This is a genomic window from Pseudomonas mendocina (assembly GCA_037482215.1).
Lineage (GTDB): Bacteria > Pseudomonadota > Gammaproteobacteria > Pseudomonadales > Pseudomonadaceae > Aquipseudomonas > Aquipseudomonas mendocina_E.
In genome coordinates this window covers 195,088-215,164 of record CP148074.1, presented here as the reverse complement: position 1 = coordinate 215,164, position 20,077 = coordinate 195,088, and the positions used below count along the sequence as shown (strand labels likewise).

18 protein-coding genes and 1 pseudogene are annotated in these 20,077 nt (G+C 53.8%); 14 read left to right on the top strand and 5 right to left on the bottom strand.

Annotated elements, in window-relative coordinates:
- Positions 1 to 6: 6 nt before the first annotated feature.
- Both WG219_00915 and WG219_00910 read left to right on the top strand, forming a co-directional pair.
- Positions 7 to 495, top strand: coding sequence for a hypothetical protein (locus WG219_00915; GenBank protein ID WXL26085.1), 489 nt, complete (start codon positions 7 to 9; stop codon positions 493 to 495).
- A 61-nt stretch (positions 496 to 556) separates the two neighbouring features.
- On the top strand, positions 557 to 2,233 hold the full coding sequence (locus WG219_00910; protein WXL26084.1) for a VWA domain-containing protein: 1,677 nt from the start codon (positions 557 to 559) through the stop codon (positions 2,231 to 2,233).
- Between the two features lie 43 nt (positions 2,234 to 2,276).
- On the opposite strand, the gene WG219_00905 is transcribed toward WG219_00910, so the two are convergent.
- The 3 genes from WG219_00905 to WG219_00895 form a co-directional block, all read right to left on the bottom strand.
- Entirely contained in the window at positions 2,277 to 4,238 is a 1,962-nt protein-coding gene (locus WG219_00905) for a DUF4105 domain-containing protein (GenBank protein ID WXL26083.1), read from the bottom strand.
- A complete protein-coding gene (locus WG219_00900) occupies positions 4,235 to 4,558 on the bottom strand; it encodes a DUF2388 domain-containing protein (GenBank protein WXL26082.1) in 324 nt (107 codons plus the stop codon). Before WG219_00900 ends, WG219_00905 begins: the two co-directional genes overlap by 4 nt.
- Before the next feature lie 112 nt (positions 4,559 to 4,670).
- Entirely contained in the window at positions 4,671 to 4,988 is a 318-nt protein-coding gene (locus WG219_00895; protein WXL26081.1) for a DUF2388 domain-containing protein, read from the bottom strand.
- A gap of 277 nt (positions 4,989 to 5,265) precedes the next feature.
- Between WG219_00895 and WG219_00890 the strand changes: the two genes are divergently transcribed.
- The 12 genes from WG219_00890 (at position 5,266) to WG219_00835 (ending at position 19,175) form a co-directional block, all read left to right on the top strand.
- The gene (locus WG219_00890) at positions 5,266 to 6,660 is read left to right on the top strand and encodes a glycosyltransferase (protein ID WXL26080.1); all 1,395 of its coding nucleotides are present in this window, start codon (positions 5,266 to 5,268) and stop codon (positions 6,658 to 6,660) included.
- Positions 6,657 to 8,135 (top strand): glycosyltransferase, encoded by a 1,479-nt coding sequence (locus tag WG219_00885; protein WXL26079.1) that lies wholly within the window; start codon positions 6,657 to 6,659, stop codon positions 8,133 to 8,135. Before WG219_00890 ends, WG219_00885 begins: the two co-directional genes overlap by 4 nt.
- On the top strand, positions 8,135 to 9,040 hold the full coding sequence (locus tag WG219_00880) for a class I SAM-dependent methyltransferase (GenBank protein WXL26078.1): 906 nt from the start codon (positions 8,135 to 8,137) through the stop codon (positions 9,038 to 9,040). Before WG219_00885 ends, WG219_00880 begins: the two co-directional genes overlap by 1 nt.
- 95 nt (positions 9,041 to 9,135) lie before the next feature.
- Positions 9,136 to 9,951, top strand: coding sequence for a class I SAM-dependent methyltransferase (locus tag WG219_00875; protein ID WXL26077.1), 816 nt, complete (start codon positions 9,136 to 9,138; stop codon positions 9,949 to 9,951).
- Between the two features lie 257 nt (positions 9,952 to 10,208).
- Complete coding sequence (locus WG219_00870; GenBank protein ID WXL26076.1) at positions 10,209 to 11,114, top strand: GDP-mannose 4,6-dehydratase; 906 nt, start codon at positions 10,209 to 10,211, stop codon at positions 11,112 to 11,114.
- On the top strand, positions 11,114 to 12,085 hold the full coding sequence (gene gmd, locus WG219_00865; GenBank protein WXL26075.1) for a GDP-mannose 4,6-dehydratase: 972 nt from the start codon (positions 11,114 to 11,116) through the stop codon (positions 12,083 to 12,085). Before WG219_00870 ends, gmd begins: the two co-directional genes overlap by 1 nt.
- 3 nt (positions 12,086 to 12,088) lie before the next feature.
- A complete protein-coding gene (locus WG219_00860) occupies positions 12,089 to 13,534 on the top strand; it encodes a mannose-1-phosphate guanylyltransferase/mannose-6-phosphate isomerase (protein ID WXL26074.1) in 1,446 nt (481 codons plus the stop codon).
- A complete protein-coding gene (locus WG219_00855) occupies positions 13,534 to 14,316 on the top strand; it encodes an ABC transporter permease (protein WXL26073.1) in 783 nt (260 codons plus the stop codon). Before WG219_00860 ends, WG219_00855 begins: the two co-directional genes overlap by 1 nt.
- Positions 14,316 to 15,569, top strand: a complete 1,254-nt coding sequence (locus WG219_00850) for an ABC transporter ATP-binding protein (protein WXL26072.1) — start codon at positions 14,316 to 14,318, stop codon at positions 15,567 to 15,569. Before WG219_00855 ends, WG219_00850 begins: the two co-directional genes overlap by 1 nt.
- A gap of 347 nt (positions 15,570 to 15,916) precedes the next feature.
- Entirely contained in the window at positions 15,917 to 16,927 is a 1,011-nt protein-coding gene (locus WG219_00845; protein ID WXL26071.1) for a glycosyltransferase family 1 protein, read from the top strand.
- Positions 16,911 to 18,038, top strand: coding sequence for a glycosyltransferase family 1 protein (locus tag WG219_00840; protein WXL28077.1), 1,128 nt, complete (start codon positions 16,911 to 16,913; stop codon positions 18,036 to 18,038). Before WG219_00845 ends, WG219_00840 begins: the two co-directional genes overlap by 17 nt.
- Positions 18,039 to 18,041: 3 nt before the next feature.
- Positions 18,042 to 19,175, top strand: a complete 1,134-nt coding sequence (locus WG219_00835) for a glycosyltransferase family 4 protein (GenBank protein WXL26070.1) — start codon at positions 18,042 to 18,044, stop codon at positions 19,173 to 19,175.
- Here WG219_00835 and WG219_00830 read toward each other — a convergent pair.
- Positions 19,156 to 19,257: pseudogene (locus WG219_00830) on the bottom strand (hypothetical protein). The gene WG219_00835 and the pseudogene WG219_00830 overlap by 20 nt on opposite strands.
- 338 nt (positions 19,258 to 19,595) lie before the next feature.
- Positions 19,596 to 19,811: a DUF1127 domain-containing protein gene (locus tag WG219_00825; protein ID WXL26069.1), complete on the bottom strand. Its 216-nt coding sequence runs from the start codon at positions 19,809 to 19,811 to the stop codon at positions 19,596 to 19,598.
- Positions 19,812 to 20,077: the final 266 nt, after the last annotated feature.

Here is a 20,077-nt window from a genome sequence, read left to right as displayed (position 1 = left end):
ACTGTCATGCTGATTCGCTCCCTTGTTCTGCTCAGTGCAGCCACCGCGCTGGCCGGTTGCGCCGTCACCGCTGAACAGTGCGACCCGCGCAACGCTGATGCAGGCTTTGCCACCAAGTTCGGCTGCAACACCCAGGGTGTCTACGCCCAACGCGTCGACGACAAGGAAAAAATCCTTCTCGACGAGCAGAAGACCAACCAGCTGTTCCGTGAGGTGTACGCCTCCATCGAGCAGGAAAAGACCGCTGTCAAAGGCGATCTGCAAAGCCAGCAGCAACAATACGCCGCGCTGAACAAGTCCCTCAATGCCCTGCTGGCTGAGTTGAAAAACAAGGCCAAAGGGAACCAGCGTATCGAAAGCGAGATCGCAGCTATTGAGAAAGACATGGCCAACATGAACCTGCAGGACAGCCCCGCAGTGCTGGAGAAACAGCACAAGTTGCAACAGCTGCGCAGCAAAGTGTCCAGCCTGGAAAGCGACCTCGGTCTGCGTTAAGCCTCACCCCGCCAGCCTGAGCTGGCGGGCGCCCCACACCTGCTACGGATAAGCCCATACCATGCAACGCATCTCTCGCCTGTCCACCGAAACCCGCAGCGCTGAAGAGGCGCTGAATGGCCATAGCGAGCTGACGCAGATTCTGCGCCGCCACTTGCCCCCAAGCACAGCGGCGCTGTTTGCCAAACCCAAGCAGGCTGACGGCAATATCGTTGAGTGGTACTCCGATCTGGGCGGCCAGTCGGTGCCGTTCGATCAGTTGAGCGAGGCGGAACAACAGCAAGTCCGTCACCTGCTCGACGAACGCCTGAATTCCATCGAAGCGCTGGCCAAACAACTGGACGCACAAGACGGCGACGGGGCCCGTCAGGCAGCATTACTGCGCCAGGCTGCCAGCTACCCGGACACCTCCACCGTTTACTCACTCAACGGCCAGCCACTGGTGACTTTCTGGGGCGGCGGCCAACCGCCAATCCCGCCGGTATCGGCAACTGCCGCAGCCGCCGCGGCGGCCGGTACTGCGCCACTGATTGAAACCGGCGAGCAACCGACGCGTAAACGCCGCTGGTGGCCATGGCTGCTGCTGGCTTTACTGCTGCTGGCCTTGCTCGCGGCCCTGTTGTGGTGGCTGTTCTGCCGCGACAAGCCCGAGCCTGAAGTGCCCGCAACACCGCCTGTTGCCGAAGAACCGGTCAAACCGGAAGAACCTAAAGCCGAACCGGAACCTGAGCCCGAACCCGTGGTTGAAGAACCCAAGGTGGAAGAGCCCGTTGTTGAACCCGAACCCGTGGTCGAGCCGCCAAAACCTGAGCCGAAGCCCGAACCCAAGCTGGAACCGAAGCCTGAGCCCAAACCAGAGCCCAAGCCCGACCCGGCAGAAATTCTGAAGAAGCGCATCGACGGCATGGCCAGCAACTGCAAAGGCCTGCAGGACCTGCAGAAGAATGAGCCGCTGCTCAAAAGCAACCCGGCGTTGCGCAAACAGGTTGAAGACAACCTGATGAAAAACTGCAAAGCGCAGATGATCGAGCAGGCGAAAAACCTCTGCCCGGATGAACGCCCGAAAGAACTGGCGCCGGAAATGGTCATCGTCTTCGATGCCTCAGGCTCCATGGACATCAGCATGCTCGCCACACAGAAGGAGATTGAACAAGCGTCGATGATGCAAGGCGTGGCCAACATTGCCACCCAGTTGCTGCTGGGCACCAACGCACCCAACACCATGCAACGCATCTTCCGCGAACCCAAGCGCATCACCACCGCGCGTGAAGCCACCACTGCGGTGGTGCAACGCCTGCCCAGTGACGTGAATGCTGGCTTGGTGTTGGTAGAAGACTGCCCCGGCGCCCGCAGCGCTGGCTTCTTCAGCCCTAGTCAGCGCGGCAGCCTGCTCTCACGCATCAACAGCATCCGCCCAGTCCAAGGTACACCGCTGGCTGACGGCATCGCCAAAGCAGGACAGATGCTCGATGGCGTCAACCGTGAATCAGTGATGCTGGTGGTGTCGGACGGTGGCGAAAGCTGCCATCAAGACCCTTGTGCCGTGGCGCAGTCGCTGGCGCGCAGCAAGCCTCACCTGAAGATCAACGTGGTGGATATTCTCGGCACCGGCGCCGGTAACTGCTTGGCAGCAGCCACTGGCGGCCAAGTTTTCACCGCCCGCAACGCCGCCGATTTGCAGATGATGACCACACAGGCCGCGAAAGACGTGCTGCCACCGGCGCACTGTAAGCCTTGATGGGTAAAGCCTAGAGCCTCCCTGCGAGGCTTTAGTTACTCGCTTACTCGGGTAGCTGTAACCCGCCAGCAGCCTTGTGCAGCCCACGCAGGTGATCGCCGAGCTGCTTGAGGTTGGCTTCCACCGCGTTAATTTCATCCCGCTGCTGCTCAGCCAACAAGCTTCGCACGTCATGATCCAGCTCGTCACTCAGGCGCCGCAGGCGCTGCTGCCGCTCGCTGCTCTGCTCCTGCAAACGCTGCCATTCGGATGCCTGCGGTAAGCCATAGCCTGACTCCAGCAGCTCAGCCGGGCGGCTAAGAAAGCCGCTCTGATCGAGAATCTGCCGCAGCTTGTCATCCGCCAGTTCAAAACCACTGCCACTGCGTTCACGGGCGTTCAGATAGCGCTGCTTGAGGTCTTCCTGAGCCAGCAACAGCTGTCGGCGCAAAGCCGCTTGCTCCAGCAGTAGCAGTGCTGCGCCGCTACGCAAGTCAGCCTGAGCAAACCAGCGCTGGCGCTCTTTTGCGGGCAGATTGAGCCAATCCTCGACCTTCTCCTGCGGCACGGCCATGCGCTCGCGCAAGATGCTGAACATGGCCTGATAGCGATCGCGGAACGAGTCGAAGCGATAGCCCAGACGCAGCGCCTTACGCGGATCATCCAGCACACTCATATCCGCCAGTCCGCGTCCGGCCAGCACTTCCAGCAGGCCGTTGGGCAGGATACTGTCCAGCGTCTGCAATTCGGGGCGCTCGACTCCACCACGCAGCAATTTGAGGTTCTCGACTGCGCAATTGTTGGAGAGGAACCAGTAATCGCCGTCGTAACTCCAGTGCAGTTCCATGGCCCGCTCGACCATCTGTTCGGTTTCGCTGCGGCTCAGCTTTAACGGAACCGACGCCAGACCACGCAGTTCAATCTTGGTGTACTCCTCAATCACCTGATCCAGCGGTAGCACGAACAGGCGGGAAGGGTAGGCGCCAGTCAGACCGTCCCAGCTGGACAGCTGCACATCCCCTACAAACGCCCGGTAAGACAGCACCAGATGGTGTTCCAGATCCAGGCGGCAATCTGGCCCGCGCGGCCTTCCTGGCGCGCACACCACTAGCCGCAACATGCTGTGCCCCCAGCGGCTGGCCCACTGGTCGTTGCCCTCGGCCAGCAGGTAATCCACCTCATAAACCCGTTCTGGGTCGAGCTTGCCCAGCGGCTCACGGGCGAAATCCCGCCCGGCATTCATATAGGCTAGACCGTCGGCGCAACCACTCTGGGCCGGTGGCGTCCAAGCAAAATGTTTACTCAGGTAACGCTGCATGCTCGGGCGGCGGCAGGCGTAGGAGGGATCTAGGAGGAAATACTCCATATTCACCGCCAGGTATTCCCGGGGGTTAGTCAGCTCGTACAGATCGGGGCTGCGCGCATCCTGATCATTGTTCTGCTCCCGCTCACCTCGTCGCCCCACGTACTGCTGCCAACCCGCCAGATCGAGAAAACGCGGGTCGTCACTGAGGGTAAAACGCCGGGCCTCCTGTCCACGGCAATCATCTGCCAGACCGACCGGCCCTGTGGTCGCCAACTGCCGTTTGCAGCGCATCAGCAGCGCACGCTCTTGAACCGGCCACAGGCGGGAACGGTCGTACAGGTGAGTCAGTTCGTGCAACACGGTGGCCAGCACTTCCCGGCGCAAGGTGCCGTGGGTGCGTCCGTTATCCGCATCCGCCTGTCGCGGATCAAGCAGCTGCGGCAGCAAGCGGGCGTTAAGCAACAACGAATGCAGCGAGTTCAGACGGCCGTAGGCATCGGCAGGCAATTCATCCGACCAAATGACGCTGACTTTACGGTCCAGGCGCTCCACAAAACTCGGAGGCAGGGCAGCTTGCGCCTGCTCAAGCAATTGCAGGCTGTAATCGCGTTGTTCAGAGGTTAGACCAGTCTCATCAAGGCTGAGCTGGAGACTGGCCTGGGCGCCAGCGCTGGCCAGCAGGGCAATCAGCGCCAGCCAGCGAAAAGGCGAGGGGATCACAATGCAAGAATGGCCTCTGCCAGTGCCTGATCATCCGCAATGCGGGCTTCCGGCAGGCGCTCACGCAGTGTCACCAGCGCAGCCTCCAACTGTGCACCACGAATCTCACCATTGCTGGCGACAAAGCTGGCTGCGTCTTCACGGGCTGCACGGATCACCTTCATGTCACGCACGGAAGTCGTGGTGTCCGACGTGAAATCCAGGCTACGGTCCAACGCCCGAATAATAATATTACTGGTTGCCACCAACGTCTGCGCCTGCACACTGGCAGCGCCCAAGCACAGAAGGGACAAGGTTAGGGCTGAAATCAAGCTGCGCATACACACTCCGCGGCTAGTCGAGGGATTGGCTTAGAAACAGGACAACGGCTGGACACGCCAGCCGTTACAACGTCACGGCATCACCCGATGACCACAGCTCAAACGGCTGGAGTCACAGGGTCAGGATAGCCTGAGCCAGCTGAGCATCGCTGGCTTGAAGTTGCGGAGCAACTTGGCGGATGTGCTGCAGAGCAGCCTCAAGGTGAGCACCACGCACCTGACCTTCACTGGCCACAAAGCTCGCCGCATCATCACGGGCAGCCAGCACAACCTTGTCATCACGCCAGGAGGAAGAAATGTCGCTGGTGACATTACCGGTACCAACCAGAGCACGGCCGATAGCGTCGGTGGTGGCGACCAAGCTGGTGGCGGAGGCTGAGGTAGCAGCTGCGAAAAGAACCGCGAAGGACATAAGACGAAGGGAAGACATGGGACAACTCCAAAAACCGAGGAGAAAAAAGGGTATACCTGAAAAATTCTAGCACTTGAAAATACAACTGACTGTCAGACCTTAATAGCCGTACATAGTTTCCGGAATACTGCTTGTAAAAATCGCATAACTGACACTTTTGCACCGGATTCTCGCCGATAAGAGCTTAATTTTTTTTGAGATATTGCTTTAAGGCAATTTTGCTGTTTGAGTGAACATCTGAGACTAGCTCGACCATCTGGAACAGGATCGTCCAGATGAGTAAAACGGATAAAAAATGATAATTCTCGTTAGCTCAAAAATTGATCAAAGCAACATCCAAGCTTCACTCGGAACCCCCGAATACAGCTACTTTTTTCTTCTCAAGGAGTTTCTTCCAGCGCTTGAGCGCCTAGGTACTGTCCGCCAGGTCCAGAGCCGAGAAGAAATTGAAGAGCTGGTGGCTCAGTATCGTACCGCTGGTGAACAAGTGGTTCTTCTAAGCTTCAGCCCTCCACACCAGACACCTATCGGACTGCCGTGCCCGACAGTGGCTGTATTCGCCTGGGAGTTCGACTCACTACCTGCCACTCAAATAGATTTAATCAATGTAGAAAGTGGATATTGGTACGCAGCCCCAGAAAATGACTGGCGGCAGGTGTTTAACCGGATTAGCGGCACAATAGCGACCAGTCGTGAAACTGCGAACCTTGTTGCTCAGGTTATTAAATCCCCGCAGAAAGTAGCAGCTATACCGGCCTCTATATGGGACCGTTATCAGAACTTGTGCCCCAATGGCGGCTGGAATCTCGCCAGTCGCACGAAACAGTTCAGTTTTAAAGGTTTGTTGATCGACAGCCGCAAACTGAAGCTGAATGCAGACGACTGTATCGCCAAACCCATCAGTGAACGCACTCGGCTGAATCGTGCCCTACTTCGTGGCTGGTGGCATGAGGTTCGCCTCCCCACCCAAGCACCATCCCCGAGTTCAAGCCTGACAGCCCCAGCCAAGCCGCCGGCAGAGGAACAGCAGCTCACGCTTAAAGGCATTGTATACACCAGCGTGTTCAACCCTGCCGACGGGCGCAAAAACTGGACTACATTGATAACCGCCTTTTGCTGGGCGTTGCGCGAGCAAGAAGATGCCACTCTGGTTCTGAAGATGTCTCACAACAACATCGACTTGTATCGCACTCAAGTACTTGCCCTATTGGCACGCTTAGCTCCATTTAAATGCCGAGTTGTCGTGGTACATGGCTTTCTTGAGGATAGCGAATACCGCAAGTTGATTGAGGTGACAGACTTCTACGTAAATTGTTCATCGGGCGAGGGTCTGTGCATCCCCCTTATGGAGTTTCTCAGCAGCGGTAAACCGGCAATTGCGCCACTGCATACAGCAATGGCGGATTACCTTGACGAGTCTTTTGCCTTCATCGTCGCAAGTAGCAAACAGCTCGGCGACTGGCCTCATGACCCTACAGGCCTGAACAACACTTGCTCTCGGCGGATCAACTGGGACTCCTTGCGCCAGGCTTACAGTGACAGCCATGTGCTATCAAGCGATGCTCAACGCTATAAAACAATGTCATGCTCAGCACATCGAGAAATGGAGCGTTTCTGCTCAGCTGAAAATGTGAGCAGTCAGCTACAGCATTTTTTGCAACATGTTTTAGATCAGGAGGAAGCAGCGTGATTCTGCTCGTTTACTCCGAGGTCAACTCCCAAACCATAGCCAGTAGCCTAGGTCAGGCCGAATACAGCTACTATTTCGTCCTCAAGAGTTTCCTTCCCACACTGAAAAGCCTTGGGCAAGTGCACGTCGTATCGGATCCTTTTCGCGAAGTCGATCTCCTGTATACCCAAGCACTTAAGCGCGGCGAAACGTGCCTGTTCCTGTCATTCACCTCACCGCAAAATACACCGCTAGGATTGCGTTGCCCGACTATTCCTGTGTTGGCATGGGAGTTTGAGGATATTCCCAACGAGCACTGGCTTGGGCAACGTCAGCAAAACTGGTGCTACGTATTAAAACGATGTGGCCAGGCAATTACCCACTCAGCACAAACAGTGAAAGCAATAAAAGATGCCTTGGGGCAGCAGTTCCCTGTTGTATCAATTCCTGCACCTGTTTGGGACAAGTATGACGAGCTCCGCAGAAAACGCACCCAACAGCGCAGGACTCACATCAGTCTAAACATCGATGGCTTGGTCTTTGACAGTCACAATGCTAACTTCGAGCAACACTTGCCATCCACCGATGTCGTCCTTGCCCATGTCGCTGCTGTGCGCCAAGGTAACAATGCCCCCATAGAAGCGGAGAGGCTCCCATCTTGGCGAAACGAGTCACAACTACGCATTACTTATCGCTATGCACTTGAGTGGCTTCGCTTGGTCGGGCGCCCACTGCTGACCGACCTGCATCAGGAAATACGCCGGCGATTGCTTAGGCAACCTGCCATCCCCCCCGCTGTACCTTTAATGCAGGCACCTGAAACTTGGCCTATAGGCAACCATAAGTTGAACCTATCCGGCGTTGTGTTTACCTCCCTGTTCAACCCCTGCGACGGACGCAAGAACTGGGTAGACATGCTCACTGCGTTCTGCACAGCAATGCGTGACGAAAGAGAGGCAACGTTGCTGTTCAAGCTGACAGCCAACGACTATGTCGAAGCCGTAAAAGCCATGTTGATCTGTATGGCCCGTTTACCGCGTTTCTCTTGTAGGGTCATTATTATCAACGGCTACCTTCAGGGTGAAGATTTCGACGCACTGATTGAAGCAAGCGACTTTGTAGTCAATGCATCTTATGGCGAAGGTCAGTGCCTGCCCTTGATGGAGTTTCTCTCATGCGGGGTTCCTGCCATTGCCCCCTATAACTCTGCAATGCGTGACTACATGGATAGCGATGTAGGCTTTATCGTAAACAGCTGGCGTGAGCTCTGGCACTGGCCGCATGACCCACGGCATGCCCTGCGTACCTGCCAGGAACAGATTGACTGGTCATCTCTGGTTAACGCCTACCAAGATGCCTACCACTGTGCCCGAAACACACCCGAACGCTATGCAGAGCTTTCACGCAATGCCATCGAGCGGATGCAGCACCATTGTTCTGAAGCAGTCGCCCGTGAACGGCTGAAGTGCGCATTAAATATTAAGGATTTGACTTGATGCTTCTGAACAAACTACGAAGTCTTCTGTTCCCACAGCAGTGCGCTAAGACTGAATGCCAAAAAGATACCCCCCCATCCAGCTATGTAGACTCAAGAGAATGCGGGTTTAAAGACGCGATCCAAAGCGGCTGGTATCTACAAACAAACGAACTGTTTAAAGGCTTTTCGATCAGCTCCGAAGATGTGGTCCTAGACGTCGGCTGTGGCCCAGGCGGCGCCACCATGTTTGCAGCCAATATTGGTGCGCATGTAATTTTCAGTGATGTTTTACCTGAAAGAATTGACGACTTGAGCAGACGTGTTGCACAGACTCCGGCCCGCCATGCTCAAGGACTGATCTCAGATAGCAACCCCTTACCATTAGAGGCCGAGACCGCCTCCCGCGTGGTTGCCATGGAGGTTCTTGAGCATGTGGCAGATCCCACTCAGGTACTGAGTGAGTTGTATCGCGTCGGCAAGCCCGGAGCCCTCTATCTTCTAGCAGTGCCTGACGCTCGCGGGGAACACATACAGAAATTCATCGCTCCTGAATCTTATTTCCAATCCCCCAATCACATCCGGATTATTGAGCGCGACGAATTCGTCAAACTAGTAGAGGACGCAGGACTGATTATTGAACAGCACACTACGTATGGATTCTTCTGGACGATCTGGATGCTGTTCTACTGGAGCTGGGCCAAATCACCTGCTGGCCAAACACAGCCTCCAGATAAAGACCTGCTGCAGCCACCTTATCCGGAGCTGCTTAATGACTGGGCTAGAACTTGGAGCAAATTGATCGAGATGCCCGAGTCTGCACCAGTAAAAGCAGCGCTGGACGAATTGCTACCGAAAAGTCAGGTCATAGTTGCTCGCAAGCCTCTTGCAACGGAACCTCAAGCCGAGGCGTCTATCCCTATATAACCAGAACAACTAGCTGCGACCGGCCGGATGGCAAGCTGCCTCAAAGCCGGAGCCCTTGAAACCATTAGCGGTTGGCCATCCAGTTTGGAACTCTCATGATAAGAAAAATTATTAAGCGCGTGTTCGGATTAAAGAGCGTTACCCCCGCGATCACAATCGCCACAGCATCAGCTGAGCAGGTTCAGGAACTCGATACCCACCATAGTGGTTGGTTCCGCGAAGAAACTGGCGAGCTATTTGAGGGATTCCCCATCAGCGCCCAGGATTCTGTCCTTGATATCGGCTGCGGTGCCGGTAGCTACGCTCATTTTACTGCCAGCCGCGGGGCAGAGATCATCGTCGCCGACATTGATGCCGAGAAAATCGCCGCCGCCGAAAAACTTCTTGCCGGCACAGCCGCACGCGCGGTTATACCGCTTGTCACGGATGCCAAGCCCATCCCACTCGAGGACGGTCGGGTCAACCGGGTTGTGGCAATGGAGGTACTGGAGCATGTCGAAGACCCCGTTCAATTCATGTCCGAGCTGGTTCGCGTAGCCAAACCTGGCAGCCTCTTCTTGCTCACAGTGCCGGATACACTCAGCGAGAACGTCCAGAAAAAACTTGCTCCGCCTGTCTATTTCGAACACCCCAACCACATTCGTATTTTCGAGCGTGACGAGTTCGAACAGCTCGTCATCAACGCCGGGCTGGTTATAGAAAAACGCACTTCGTACGGATTTTACTGGTCCATCTGGTGGTTTTTCTTCTGGGCCTGCAAGCAAGACCTTAGTCCCCCTTGGCATCCTCTGCTCAACAACTGGACTCAAACTTGGAACACTTTGTTGAACTTACCCGACGGGGAGAGGATTAAAAAAGCGCTGGATGAAACTATGCCTAAAAGTCAAGTCATCATCGCACGTAAGCCTTGATGGTAAGTGCATGAAAGAACGTATCGGCGACGTTGAGGTTCTACGCGGGATTACTGTACTTATGGTGATGATCCACCACGCCCAAGGCAACCTCTTCACCTAGAACACACCGAAGCTGGAACGGTTTTACAGCCTCTTTTGCTGGTTTTGCTGGTTTTGCTGGCGTTGATCTGTTCTTCGCTATATCTGGTTTTGTGATTGCCCGCGATCTGGTTCCCCGCTTGCAGGGACACTTTGTTGGAAACAGGAATCAACAGATGAATAAGCTTTTGATAACAGGCACAACCGGTTTTGTGGGAGGGCATCTGTTACAGCACCTAGCTACAAGTAAGACCTGGCAAGTATTACCAACCGCGCCGTTCGACCTGTGCAATCAGGCCTCACTTGAAGACATGTTGCGACCTTCTTGCCCAGATGCCGTTATTCATCTGGCCGGTAAAACATTCGTACCAGAATCCTTCCGTGACCCGGCAACCACCTTTCAGATCAACCTACTCGGCACCCTCAACTTATTACAAGCGCTGAAGGCACGGGGCTTCAACGGAACATTTCTTTATGTCAGCTCCGGAGACGTATACGGCCAAGTCGAAACCAACCAGCTGCCAATTAGTGAAAGCCTGCCCCCAAACCCTCGCAATCCATACGCTGTCAGCAAGCTTTCAGCCGAACTGCTTTGCCGGCAGTGGGGGCACAGTGAAGACTGGAGAATCCTGATAGCACGTCCCTTTAACCATATTGGCAGCGGCCAAAATCCATCATTTGTGCTTTCCAGTGTTGCTCGCCAATTAGTGCGTATACAGAAGAACTTACAGCCTGCAAAACTGGCGATTGGTGATGTGGACGTCACTCGCGACTTTCTTGACGTACGTGATGTGACTGCTGCCTACATTTTGCTACTCGAAAATGGCTGTAATGGCTCTATTTACAACGTATGCTCAGGGCAGGAACGTTTACTTCGTGACTTGATCATACAAATGAGTCAACTCGCAGGCCTTGAGGTCGAATTGCATCAGGATGAAGCACGAATGAGACGCACCGACCAGCGCCGCGTGGTTGGTAGCGCTGAAAAATTACAAGAAGAGACCGGGTGGAGACCACGCGTCTCCATAACCGAAACCCTACAGAGCATGCTCTCTGACTGGGCCAGGAGAGAATTAGAATAATGGCAAAGAATGCTTTCATTACCGGGATTACAGGCCAGGACGGCGCCTATCTCGCCAAGCTGTTACTCGAAAAGGGTTATCAGGTTTATGGGCTTGTTGCACGTCGCAGCACGGATACTCGCTGGCGCCTGCGCGAATTAGGAATAGAGGCTGATATCCAATACCTTGATGGCGATCTGGCGGATGCCTGTTCATTGCAACGGGCAATCCTGAAATCACGCCCTGATGAGGTCTATAACTTGGGCGCCCAGAGTTTTGTAGGGAGCTCATGGGATCAGCCGGTCACAACCGGCATCGTTGACGGCCTTGGGGTTACCCACCTCCTAGAAGCAATTCGGCAGCTCTCCACCGAGACCCGTTTCTACCAAGCCTCAACCAGTGAGATGTTTGGCCTCATCCAAGCTGAGCGCCAAGACGAGAACACGCCGTTCTACCCGCGCAGCCCCTATGGCGTCGCCAAGCTTTACGGTCACTGGATAACCGTGAACTACCGGGAAAGCTTCAACCTCCATGCCTCAAGCGGCATTCTCTTCAACCACGAGTCACCTCTGCGAGGCATTGAGTTTGTCACCAGAAAAGTGACTGATGCTGCTGCGCGTATCAAGCGCGGTAAACAAAAAGAGCTGCGCCTGGGCAACATCGACGCTAAGCGCGATTGGGGCTTTGCAGGCGATTACGTCGAAGCCATGTGGCTGATGCTGCAACAGGAGCAGGCAGATGACTATGTTGTTGCCACCGGCATCACAACCACTGTCCGCGACATGTGCCAGCTGGCTTTCGAGTATGTCGGCCTGAACTATCAGGATCATGTGGTGATTGATCCCCAGTTCTTCCGTCCGGCTGAGGTTGACGTTCTGCTGGGTAATCCAGCCAAGGCCCAAACTAAATTGAATTGGCAGGCTAAAACCAGTCTGCGCCAACTGATCGAGATGATGGTCGAAGCCGACCTACGCCGCGTCGGCAAGGAGTAAGCCGTGGACATCATTCCAGTGATCCTATCAGGGGGGGCGGGGACCCGGCTGTGGCCGGTTTCCCGAGAGGGGCACCCCAAGCCATTCATGCGCATGCCGGATGGCGAGTCATTACTGGCCAAAACTTACCGCCGTGCAGCTGCTGTAGCATCCAATCAATGCGAAGTCATAACGGTGACCAACCGTGAACATTACTTCGCCAGCCGAGACCACTTTAAGGCAGCCGGTATAGGCAAATTGCCAGCCCGCTACATTCTGGAACCGGAGGGCCGCAATACGGCCCCAGCCATTGCCATTGCAGCATTCAGCGTCGCTCAGCGCTACGGTGAAGATGCCTTGCTGGTCGTAATGGCGGCTGACCACCTAATTAACGATGTAGAGGCTTTCAGGCGCTCCACCCAACAGGCCGCAGAGCTAGCAAAAGCAGGATATTTGGTCACCTTCGGGATCCCACCTACCTCCCCGGAAACCGGCTTTGGATATATTGAGTCAGGCACCCCACTGGACGAGGCAGGTGCACATCGCGTCTCACAGTTTGTTGAAAAACCTGATCTTGAGACGGCTCAGGAATATTTGCGTAGCGGCCAATATTTGTGGAACTCCGGCATGTTCTGCTTTACCGCCGGAACCTTGCTACGCGAGCTAAAGCAACATGCACCAGAAATTTACGAGCTGGCTCAACAGTGCCTCGAACATAGTCCTTCAAACGACAGCAATGGGTTTATTGTTCAAGAACTGCACGCAGACAGCTTCGGCACTCTGCCAGATATATCCATCGATTACGCATTGATGGAGCGCTCCACGCAGGTAGCCGTTGTGCCAGCTCAGTTTGACTGGAGCGATATTGGTTCCTGGGGCGCCTTCTCGGAGCTGATTCCCGCAGACTCCAGTAATAACCGTGTGAACGGCCAGGCCATTCTGTTGGATACACGCAATACACTTATCTATGGCGAGGATCGGCTGGTTGCCACCGTAGGCCTAGACAACTTAATTGTTGTAGATACCAGTGATGCAGTCCTAATCGCACATGCCGATCGTGCTCAGGATGTTGGCAAAGTCGCTAAACAGCTAAAGCTGAACAAACACGATGCTTATCGTCTGCACCGTACAGTTAACCGCCCTTGGGGCACCTACACAGTTCTTGAAGAAGGCCCCCGCTTCAAAATCAAAAGGATTGTGGTGAAACCTGGGGCAACGCTGTCGTTGCAAATGCATCACCACCGCAGTGAGCACTGGATAGTGGTGCAGGGCATGGCCAAGGTCACCAATGGTAGCCCTGAGCCACAACTGATCAACACCAACGAATCCACTTACATCCCCGCAGGCCACAAGCATCGGCTTGAGAACCCGGGTGTTCTCGATTTGGTCATGATCGAAGTACAAAGCGGCGAATACTTAGGAGAAGACGATATCGTTCGCTTCGAGGATCAGTACGGCAGGATTTCTTGATGGGCGATTTGTGGTCGTACCGTGGTTTTGTTCTGAGCAGTGTCAAACGCGACTTTCAAGCCCGGTACCGTAACTCTCTGCTGGGGCCGCTCTGGCCCCTGTTACAACCGCTGGCGATGATCGTGATTTACACCTTGGTGTTCTCTCAGGTCATGCAGGCACGCCTACCCGGGTTGAATGACGGGCTGGCATATGGCGTCTACATTTGCAGCGGCATTCTCACCTGGGGACTCTTTGCAGAGGTCACTAACCGCTGCCTTAGCATGTTCCTAGATAACGCCAATCTGCTGAAAAAACTCAGTTTTCCGAGGATGTGTCTGCCGCTTATCGTCCTGCTGGGCGCTCTGCTGAACTTTGCGATCACCATGGGGCTGTTCCTGCTTGTACTGATTATCATCGGGCGCTTTCCCGGTGAAGCGGTGTTTGCACTGCCACTTCTAATCGCCCTACAACTGCTCTTTGCATTAGGCCTTGGTATGACGTTGGCCGTGCTGAACGTCTTTTTTCGAGACATCGGACAATTATTTGCCATTGCCCTACAACTCTGGTTTTGGCTAACCCCGATCGTATATCCGCTTAATATCCTTCCGGCTGGCTTGCAGCCGCTCCTCGCCTTTAACCCTGTGACAGGCCTGATGCAGTCATACCAAAACATGTTCCTTCACAATGCTTGGCCACATTGGCAAACACTGTGGCCGATCACCCTAGCCGGAATCCTGAGCTGCATCGTTGCAATCTGGATATTCCGTTCAAATGAAGCCGACATGCTGGATGAAATCTGATGGGCTTGGTGCGTGTTGTAAATGTGGGCAAAGCATACAAACAATACACATCACGCTGGGGCAGACTGGCTGAATGGTTGTTCCCGTTCAGCAAGTCACGGCACCAGCAAAGTTGGGCATTGCGTCACATCAACTTTGAAGTCAGGCCCGGCGAGGCAATTGGTTTAATTGGTGTCAATGGTGCGGGCAAAAGCACACTGCTTAAGCTCATTACCGGAACCAGCCAGCCTACAGAGGGCTCAATTGAGTTTGAAGGCCGGGTCGCCGCGTTGCTTGAGCTGGGCATGGGTTTTCACCCCGACTTTACCGGTCGCCAAAACGCCATTATGGCTGGCCAGCTACAAGGTCTAGCACTGTCCGAGATACAGTCTCTTTTACCGCAAATCGAACAGTTTGCCGAAATTGGTGCAGCCATTGACCAGCCAGTGCGCACTTATTCAAGCGGTATGCAGATGCGCCTTGCCTTCAGTGTCGCAACAGCTAAGCGCCCGGATATTTTGATTGTCGATGAGGCTCTCTCTGTTGGCGATGCCTACTTCCAGCACAAGAGCTTTGAGCGCATACGCCAGTTCCGCCGAGACGGTACTACATTATTGATAGTTTCCCATGACCGTTATGCAATCCAGTCGATATGCGACCGAGCCATACTGCTTGATAAGGGCGGTTTAGCAAAAGAAGGAAAGCCTCAGGTTGTACTGGACTACTACCATGCACTGATGGCGGATCGTGAAGGTACCTCTATACGCCAAGAGCAACTGGGTTCAGGCCATATTCAAACGATTTCTGGTTCAGCCGAAGCCATAATCGAGCAGGTCACACTGCGTGATGAAAACGGCATCGCCATTATTGATGCTGCCGTCGACCAAGCCGTCAGCATTGTTGTAGATACTAAGGTACAGCGACCCATTAATCGTTTAGGAGTGGGCATTCTGATCAAAGATCGCTTTGGTCAGGCTATGTACGGCATAAACACACACAGACTAAATCAGAGCCGAACCGACCTGATCCCCGGTGAGCGCCTGCGTTTCAAATTTGATTTCAGAATGCGCTTAGGGCCTGGTCACTACTCGGTTTCCCTTTGCTTGTCACAGGAAGACTCGCACTTGGCAGGCAATTACGAATGGCGCGACTATAGCTTAGTGTTCCAAGTTATCAATCGTGATAAAGAAAACTTTGTGGGATGTGCATGGTTGGACGCAAACGTCAGCCAAGTGACTCTCTCTCCTGTTACACAACATAGAGGTGACGTTTGAGTCGTCTTTTATTCGAATGCTCTAACGTCTTCCGCTCGCCTTACATCAACTCAGGCATTCAGCGAGTCGTACGTAACATCGTTCGGCACCTACCCTATCAGCACGATGCCGAGTGCGTGCCAGTGATATTCGCCAATAACCAGCTGTACAGGGTCAAGCAACTCCTGCCCGGACCTGAGGAAAAAAAACTACTAGCCCGCACATACCGGTGGCTCAATCGCGCTAACCATGCATTCTGGGGGCTACATAGCCACTACGAAGCGTGCCTAAGCATCTGTCGCACTCAGAACGGCCGGCGGCTGTTATTTGTCCTCTGGCGTGCGCTCGGGTTGCCACTATCCGTTCTCATGCGCCTGCTTGCTCTGCTCGGTTATGACCCAATCCAGCAGCGAGCTGAACCATTCACCAGCATGCCAGGCGATCAGTTAATCCTGCTGGACTCGTCATGGCACGAACAACATTTCGCCACTATAGAAGACCTCAAACAACAGGGTGTAGGGGTGGTCGCTGTAATCTATGACCTGATCCCAGTGACACATCCAGAGTTCTTCGACCAGCGTCTACACAGCATTTACAACACATGGTTTGACTGGGTCATTCACCAAGCAGACGGGTTCGTTTCGATCTCTCGCAGCGTGCACGATGAGCTTAAAGCAGTGCTTGAGCAGCGCCTTGGCCAGAGTCAAGCAGAGCAAAGATGGCACGGATACTTTCACTTGGGCTCTGAACTGGATCTGCGCACAGAAGAAAGCCCTAAGAATCCGGAGCTAGTCGATGTATTTAGCAAAACGTCCAAAATATACCTAGCTGTTAGCACCATTGAACCTCGCAAAAATCACAGCTATATGATCGATGCATTCGAATATGCCTGGGACGCTGGAAGCCAGGCCACTCTGTGCATTATCGGTCGCATTGGCTGGAAGTGCGCCGATCTCATTAACCGTATTCATAACCACCCTGAATACGGACAGCGTCTGTTTATGTTCAACGAGATTGACGATAACGGCCTTGAGTACGCCTACTCAAATGCACACTGCTTAGTGTTCTCATCCCATGCGGAAGGTTTTGGCCTTCCCCTTGTTGAAGCTATGCAGCGAGGACTTCCGGCTATGGGCAGTGACCTGCCGGTATTCCGTGAGATAGGTGGTGAATGCATGGCTTATTTTGATCTGCAAGATCCAAAGAGTCTCGCTCACCTGATCCAACGTTTCGAGCAAGACGGACACTTCCCGGCAAAAGCACCACTCGACCAATGGCGATGGATAAACTGGCAGGAAAGCACCAACCAGTTGATCAGCGCTGTATCAAACGCTGAAGCTCAGATTTTAAGAGAACCAGATGGTGCACATCGCACTTAATGCCAGTATTTTGCGCGCTCCGCGCACGGGCATAGGCCAATATATTGCTGGACTGAGCAAAGCGCTGGCTCAACTGCCCGACACACAGTTGAGTTTTTTTACTGGCATGGGATGGGCGCAGCAATTACCCGCTAACCCTCAAGTCGGTTACTCACGCTTGAGCGCCTTAGCTAAGTGTCTACCTAATGCCTATGAGTTGCGCCGTTATTTACAACAGCAGGCGTTTAACCGTGGTGTTAAAGAGGTGCGCCCGGCGCTGTATCACGAGCCCAGCCTGTGGCCTTTCGACTTTGACGGGCCAACGGTCATGACTCTGCATGACCTTACACACATTCATTACCCCCATACCCAGCCAGCAGATAGGCTGGCTGAGATCGAACGACGCATCGGCCCAGCGCTGGAACGTGCTCAGCACATCATCACCGACTCACAGTTCGTTGCTAACGAACTCAGCCACTACTACTCGGTTAGCCCTGATCGCATCAGCATTGCACATCTAGGTTACGCAGAGCGGTTCCACCCAAGAACAAGCAATTACTTAGAGAGCTTTACTACTCGCCTGAGCCTCAAAGCCAGACACTACTTGATCTGCGTAGGAACATTAGAACCCCGTAAAAATCTGCCATTAGCTCTCGACGCCTATAACCGTTTGCCTGAAGCAGTCCGTCAACGCTATCCACTGCTAATCGCCGGCATGGCTGGCTGGAAAGAACAGGCACTCAGCCAGCCACTTAAGGCAGCCATCAACAGAGGTAATGTCCGTCTGTTGGGCTACTTAGACGATGACACCCTTGCCGCACTCCTCGCAGGCGCCCGAATGCTGCTGTTCCCTTCACTTTACGAAGGTTTTGGCTTGCCTGTATTGGAAGCGATGGCCAGTGGTGTACCAGTAATACTTTCACCCCATGCAGCCATGCCAGAAGTAGCAGGTAATGCTGGCATTTACGCCGACCAGTCAGCTGAAGACTGGCGCGATGCAATCCTACGACTCATCGATGATGACCTTGAGTGGGAGCTCCGACGTAACCAGGGCCTTCAACAGGCACAGCAGTTTTCCTGGAGCAACTGCGCCCGAATCACATCAGCCGCTTATCAAAAGGCTCTGGAATAACTCATGCGTGTACTGCACCTGTTCAAAACCTACCTTCCTGAGACCGTAGGCGGTATCGAGCAAGTCATTTTTCAACTTTGCCAAAGCGGCTTGGCCCATGGTGTAGAGTCAGCGGTTCTAGCCCTAAGCAACACGCCAGAGTCTGGCCCCATCCAGATTGCCGACCACACCGTACACCTTATCAAACGCGACCTTGATATTGCCTCCACAGGGATGTCATACCGGCTTCTGCCAAAGTTCAAGGCTATGGCAAAGCAGTTTGACTTAATTCATTACCACTTCCCCTGGCCAATGATGGACCTGCTGCACTTCGCTGCCGCCACAGGCAAACCCTCAGTGGTGTCTTACCACTCCGACATCGTTCAGCAGAAGTACCTGCTGAAACTGTATCGACCTCTCATGCACCGCTTTCTGCGTAGCGTCGATCACATTATCACCGCCTCGCCCAACTACCTGGCAACCAGCGACGTACTGCAACACTACAAACACAAGACCACGGTAATCCCCTACGGCCTCGATAAATCTATTTATCCTCAGCCAACAATTGCGACTATAAAAAACTGGGAAAGCCGCTTCGGTAAGCGCTTCTTTCTGTTCGTAGGGGTGATGCGTTATTACAAAGGCCTCCACGTATTACTGAATGCCGCGCAAGGTAGCGACTATCCAATTGTTATTGCAGGGGCAGGCCCTCTCGAACCAGAACTGCGCGAACAAGCCCGTCGTCTTAACCTGTCGAATGTTCACTTCTTGGGACGCGTCAGTGAGGACGATAAAGCCGCCTTGCTGCAGCAATGCAGCACCTTAGTGTTTCCCTCTCATCTGCGCTCGGAAGCCTTTGGTATTTCCCTGCTGGAAGGTGCCATGTATGGTAAGTCGATGATTTCCTGCGAAATCGGCACTGGCACGAGCTATATCAATATTCACGGGCAAACCGGTCTTGTTGTTGAACCGGACAATCCCAAAGCATTTCGCTCAGCAATGGATCAACTGTGGAACAATCCTGAGCAAGCTGAAGAGATGGGCGCACACGCTGAGAAACGCTACTGGCAGCTGTTTAGCGCACAAACAATGGGCAAGCAGGTGGCCGAACTGTACCAACGAGTCATAGACGAGCACACTAACGCCAAAAGGGCTTAGACAACGCCTCCTGCCGTTGAGCCTCAGCGATTCCCGCATCTGACAGCAACCGGGGCTCCAGCCTAGCTAACTGAAGACGGCTGCGTGCGTTGTGCAGCCATATCTCGATACGCTCAAGCGCACACAGCCAGCGCTTATATAGAGCGCCTCCTATTAAAGCTACTGTCCTGACTGCAGGCGAGTTACTAATTCTAGGCATCTTCCACCCGATTACCTGATTGCTAAAGCCCAAAAGTGCGCTCAGCTAGCGCAGCAATGCAGGTACAGGCAGATAAAATTGTGCAGACGCACAGATAGCCAAACATAAACTGTAGTGGTCCACAGCTGAAGACCGATGGGACATAAAAAAGAAGCCCCAATGCAAATGGCATTGGGGCTTCAAGAAATCCCATAAAAGGGAGGAGCAGAACTCGGGGTAGCTTAGCGCCAGAAAGGCTTGCTCAGCTCAGCCATGCGCTGGGATTCAGTGATGCCGGCATCGGCCAGCAAACGTGCATCCAAGTGGGCCAGTTGTCGGCGGCTGATTGCCCGGCGGCGCCATTGCATGATTGCTGAGTAGATACGCAGCGGCAGAGCGCTGGCGTTGCTGCGAGAACCGTGATCAAAAAACAGGTCGGAACTGAGGGTACGTTCCATGGTGTTCATCCTTCCGCTTGTGGCGGGATTGTCTTACGTTGCGATGGGTTCATTATCTCCCTGGGCCACTCAACGCAGTAGTCACAGCTGCGCCAAATAGTCGATTTTTTAGTTAGCTAGCTTAACAACTGTTATTAAATTAATAGCATAAACTGTACTGGTCATAAGTAGTTATTCATTAAAAAACTATTTATTTAGCTAAAATCACTACAGATTACCTATACTCCAGGCCTTTCATTACGGTACAGTTTAAAATTGAACTCATA

Bases quoted from the DNA above. Each gene is read 5' to 3' on its own strand.
- WG219_00915 (WXL26085.1), top strand. From the start codon at position 7: ATGCTGATTCGCTCCCTTGTTCTGCTCAGTGCAGCCACCGCGCTGGCC.
- WG219_00910 (WXL26084.1), top strand. From the start codon at position 557: ATGCAACGCATCTCTCGCCTGTCCACCGAAACCCGCAGCGCTGAAGAG.
- WG219_00900 (WXL26082.1), bottom strand. From the start codon at position 4,558: ATGCGCAGCTTGATTTCAGCCCTAACCTTGTCCCTTCTGTGCTTGGGC.
- WG219_00895 (WXL26081.1), bottom strand. From the start codon at position 4,988: ATGTCTTCCCTTCGTCTTATGTCCTTCGCGGTTCTTTTCGCAGCTGCT.
- WG219_00890 (WXL26080.1), top strand. From the start codon at position 5,266: ATGATAATTCTCGTTAGCTCAAAAATTGATCAAAGCAACATCCAAGCT.
- WG219_00880 (WXL26078.1), top strand. From the start codon at position 8,135: ATGCTTCTGAACAAACTACGAAGTCTTCTGTTCCCACAGCAGTGCGCT.
- WG219_00875 (WXL26077.1), top strand. From the start codon at position 9,136: ATGATAAGAAAAATTATTAAGCGCGTGTTCGGATTAAAGAGCGTTACC.
- WG219_00870 (WXL26076.1), top strand. From the start codon at position 10,209: ATGAATAAGCTTTTGATAACAGGCACAACCGGTTTTGTGGGAGGGCAT.
- gmd (WXL26075.1), top strand. From the start codon at position 11,114: ATGGCAAAGAATGCTTTCATTACCGGGATTACAGGCCAGGACGGCGCC.
- WG219_00855 (WXL26073.1), top strand. From the start codon at position 13,534: ATGGGCGATTTGTGGTCGTACCGTGGTTTTGTTCTGAGCAGTGTCAAA.
- WG219_00850 (WXL26072.1), top strand. From the start codon at position 14,316: ATGGGCTTGGTGCGTGTTGTAAATGTGGGCAAAGCATACAAACAATAC.
- WG219_00845 (WXL26071.1), top strand. From the start codon at position 15,917: ATGCGCCTGCTTGCTCTGCTCGGTTATGACCCAATCCAGCAGCGAGCT.
- WG219_00835 (WXL26070.1), top strand. From the start codon at position 18,042: ATGCGTGTACTGCACCTGTTCAAAACCTACCTTCCTGAGACCGTAGGC.
- WG219_00825 (WXL26069.1), bottom strand. From the start codon at position 19,811: ATGGAACGTACCCTCAGTTCCGACCTGTTTTTTGATCACGGTTCTCGC.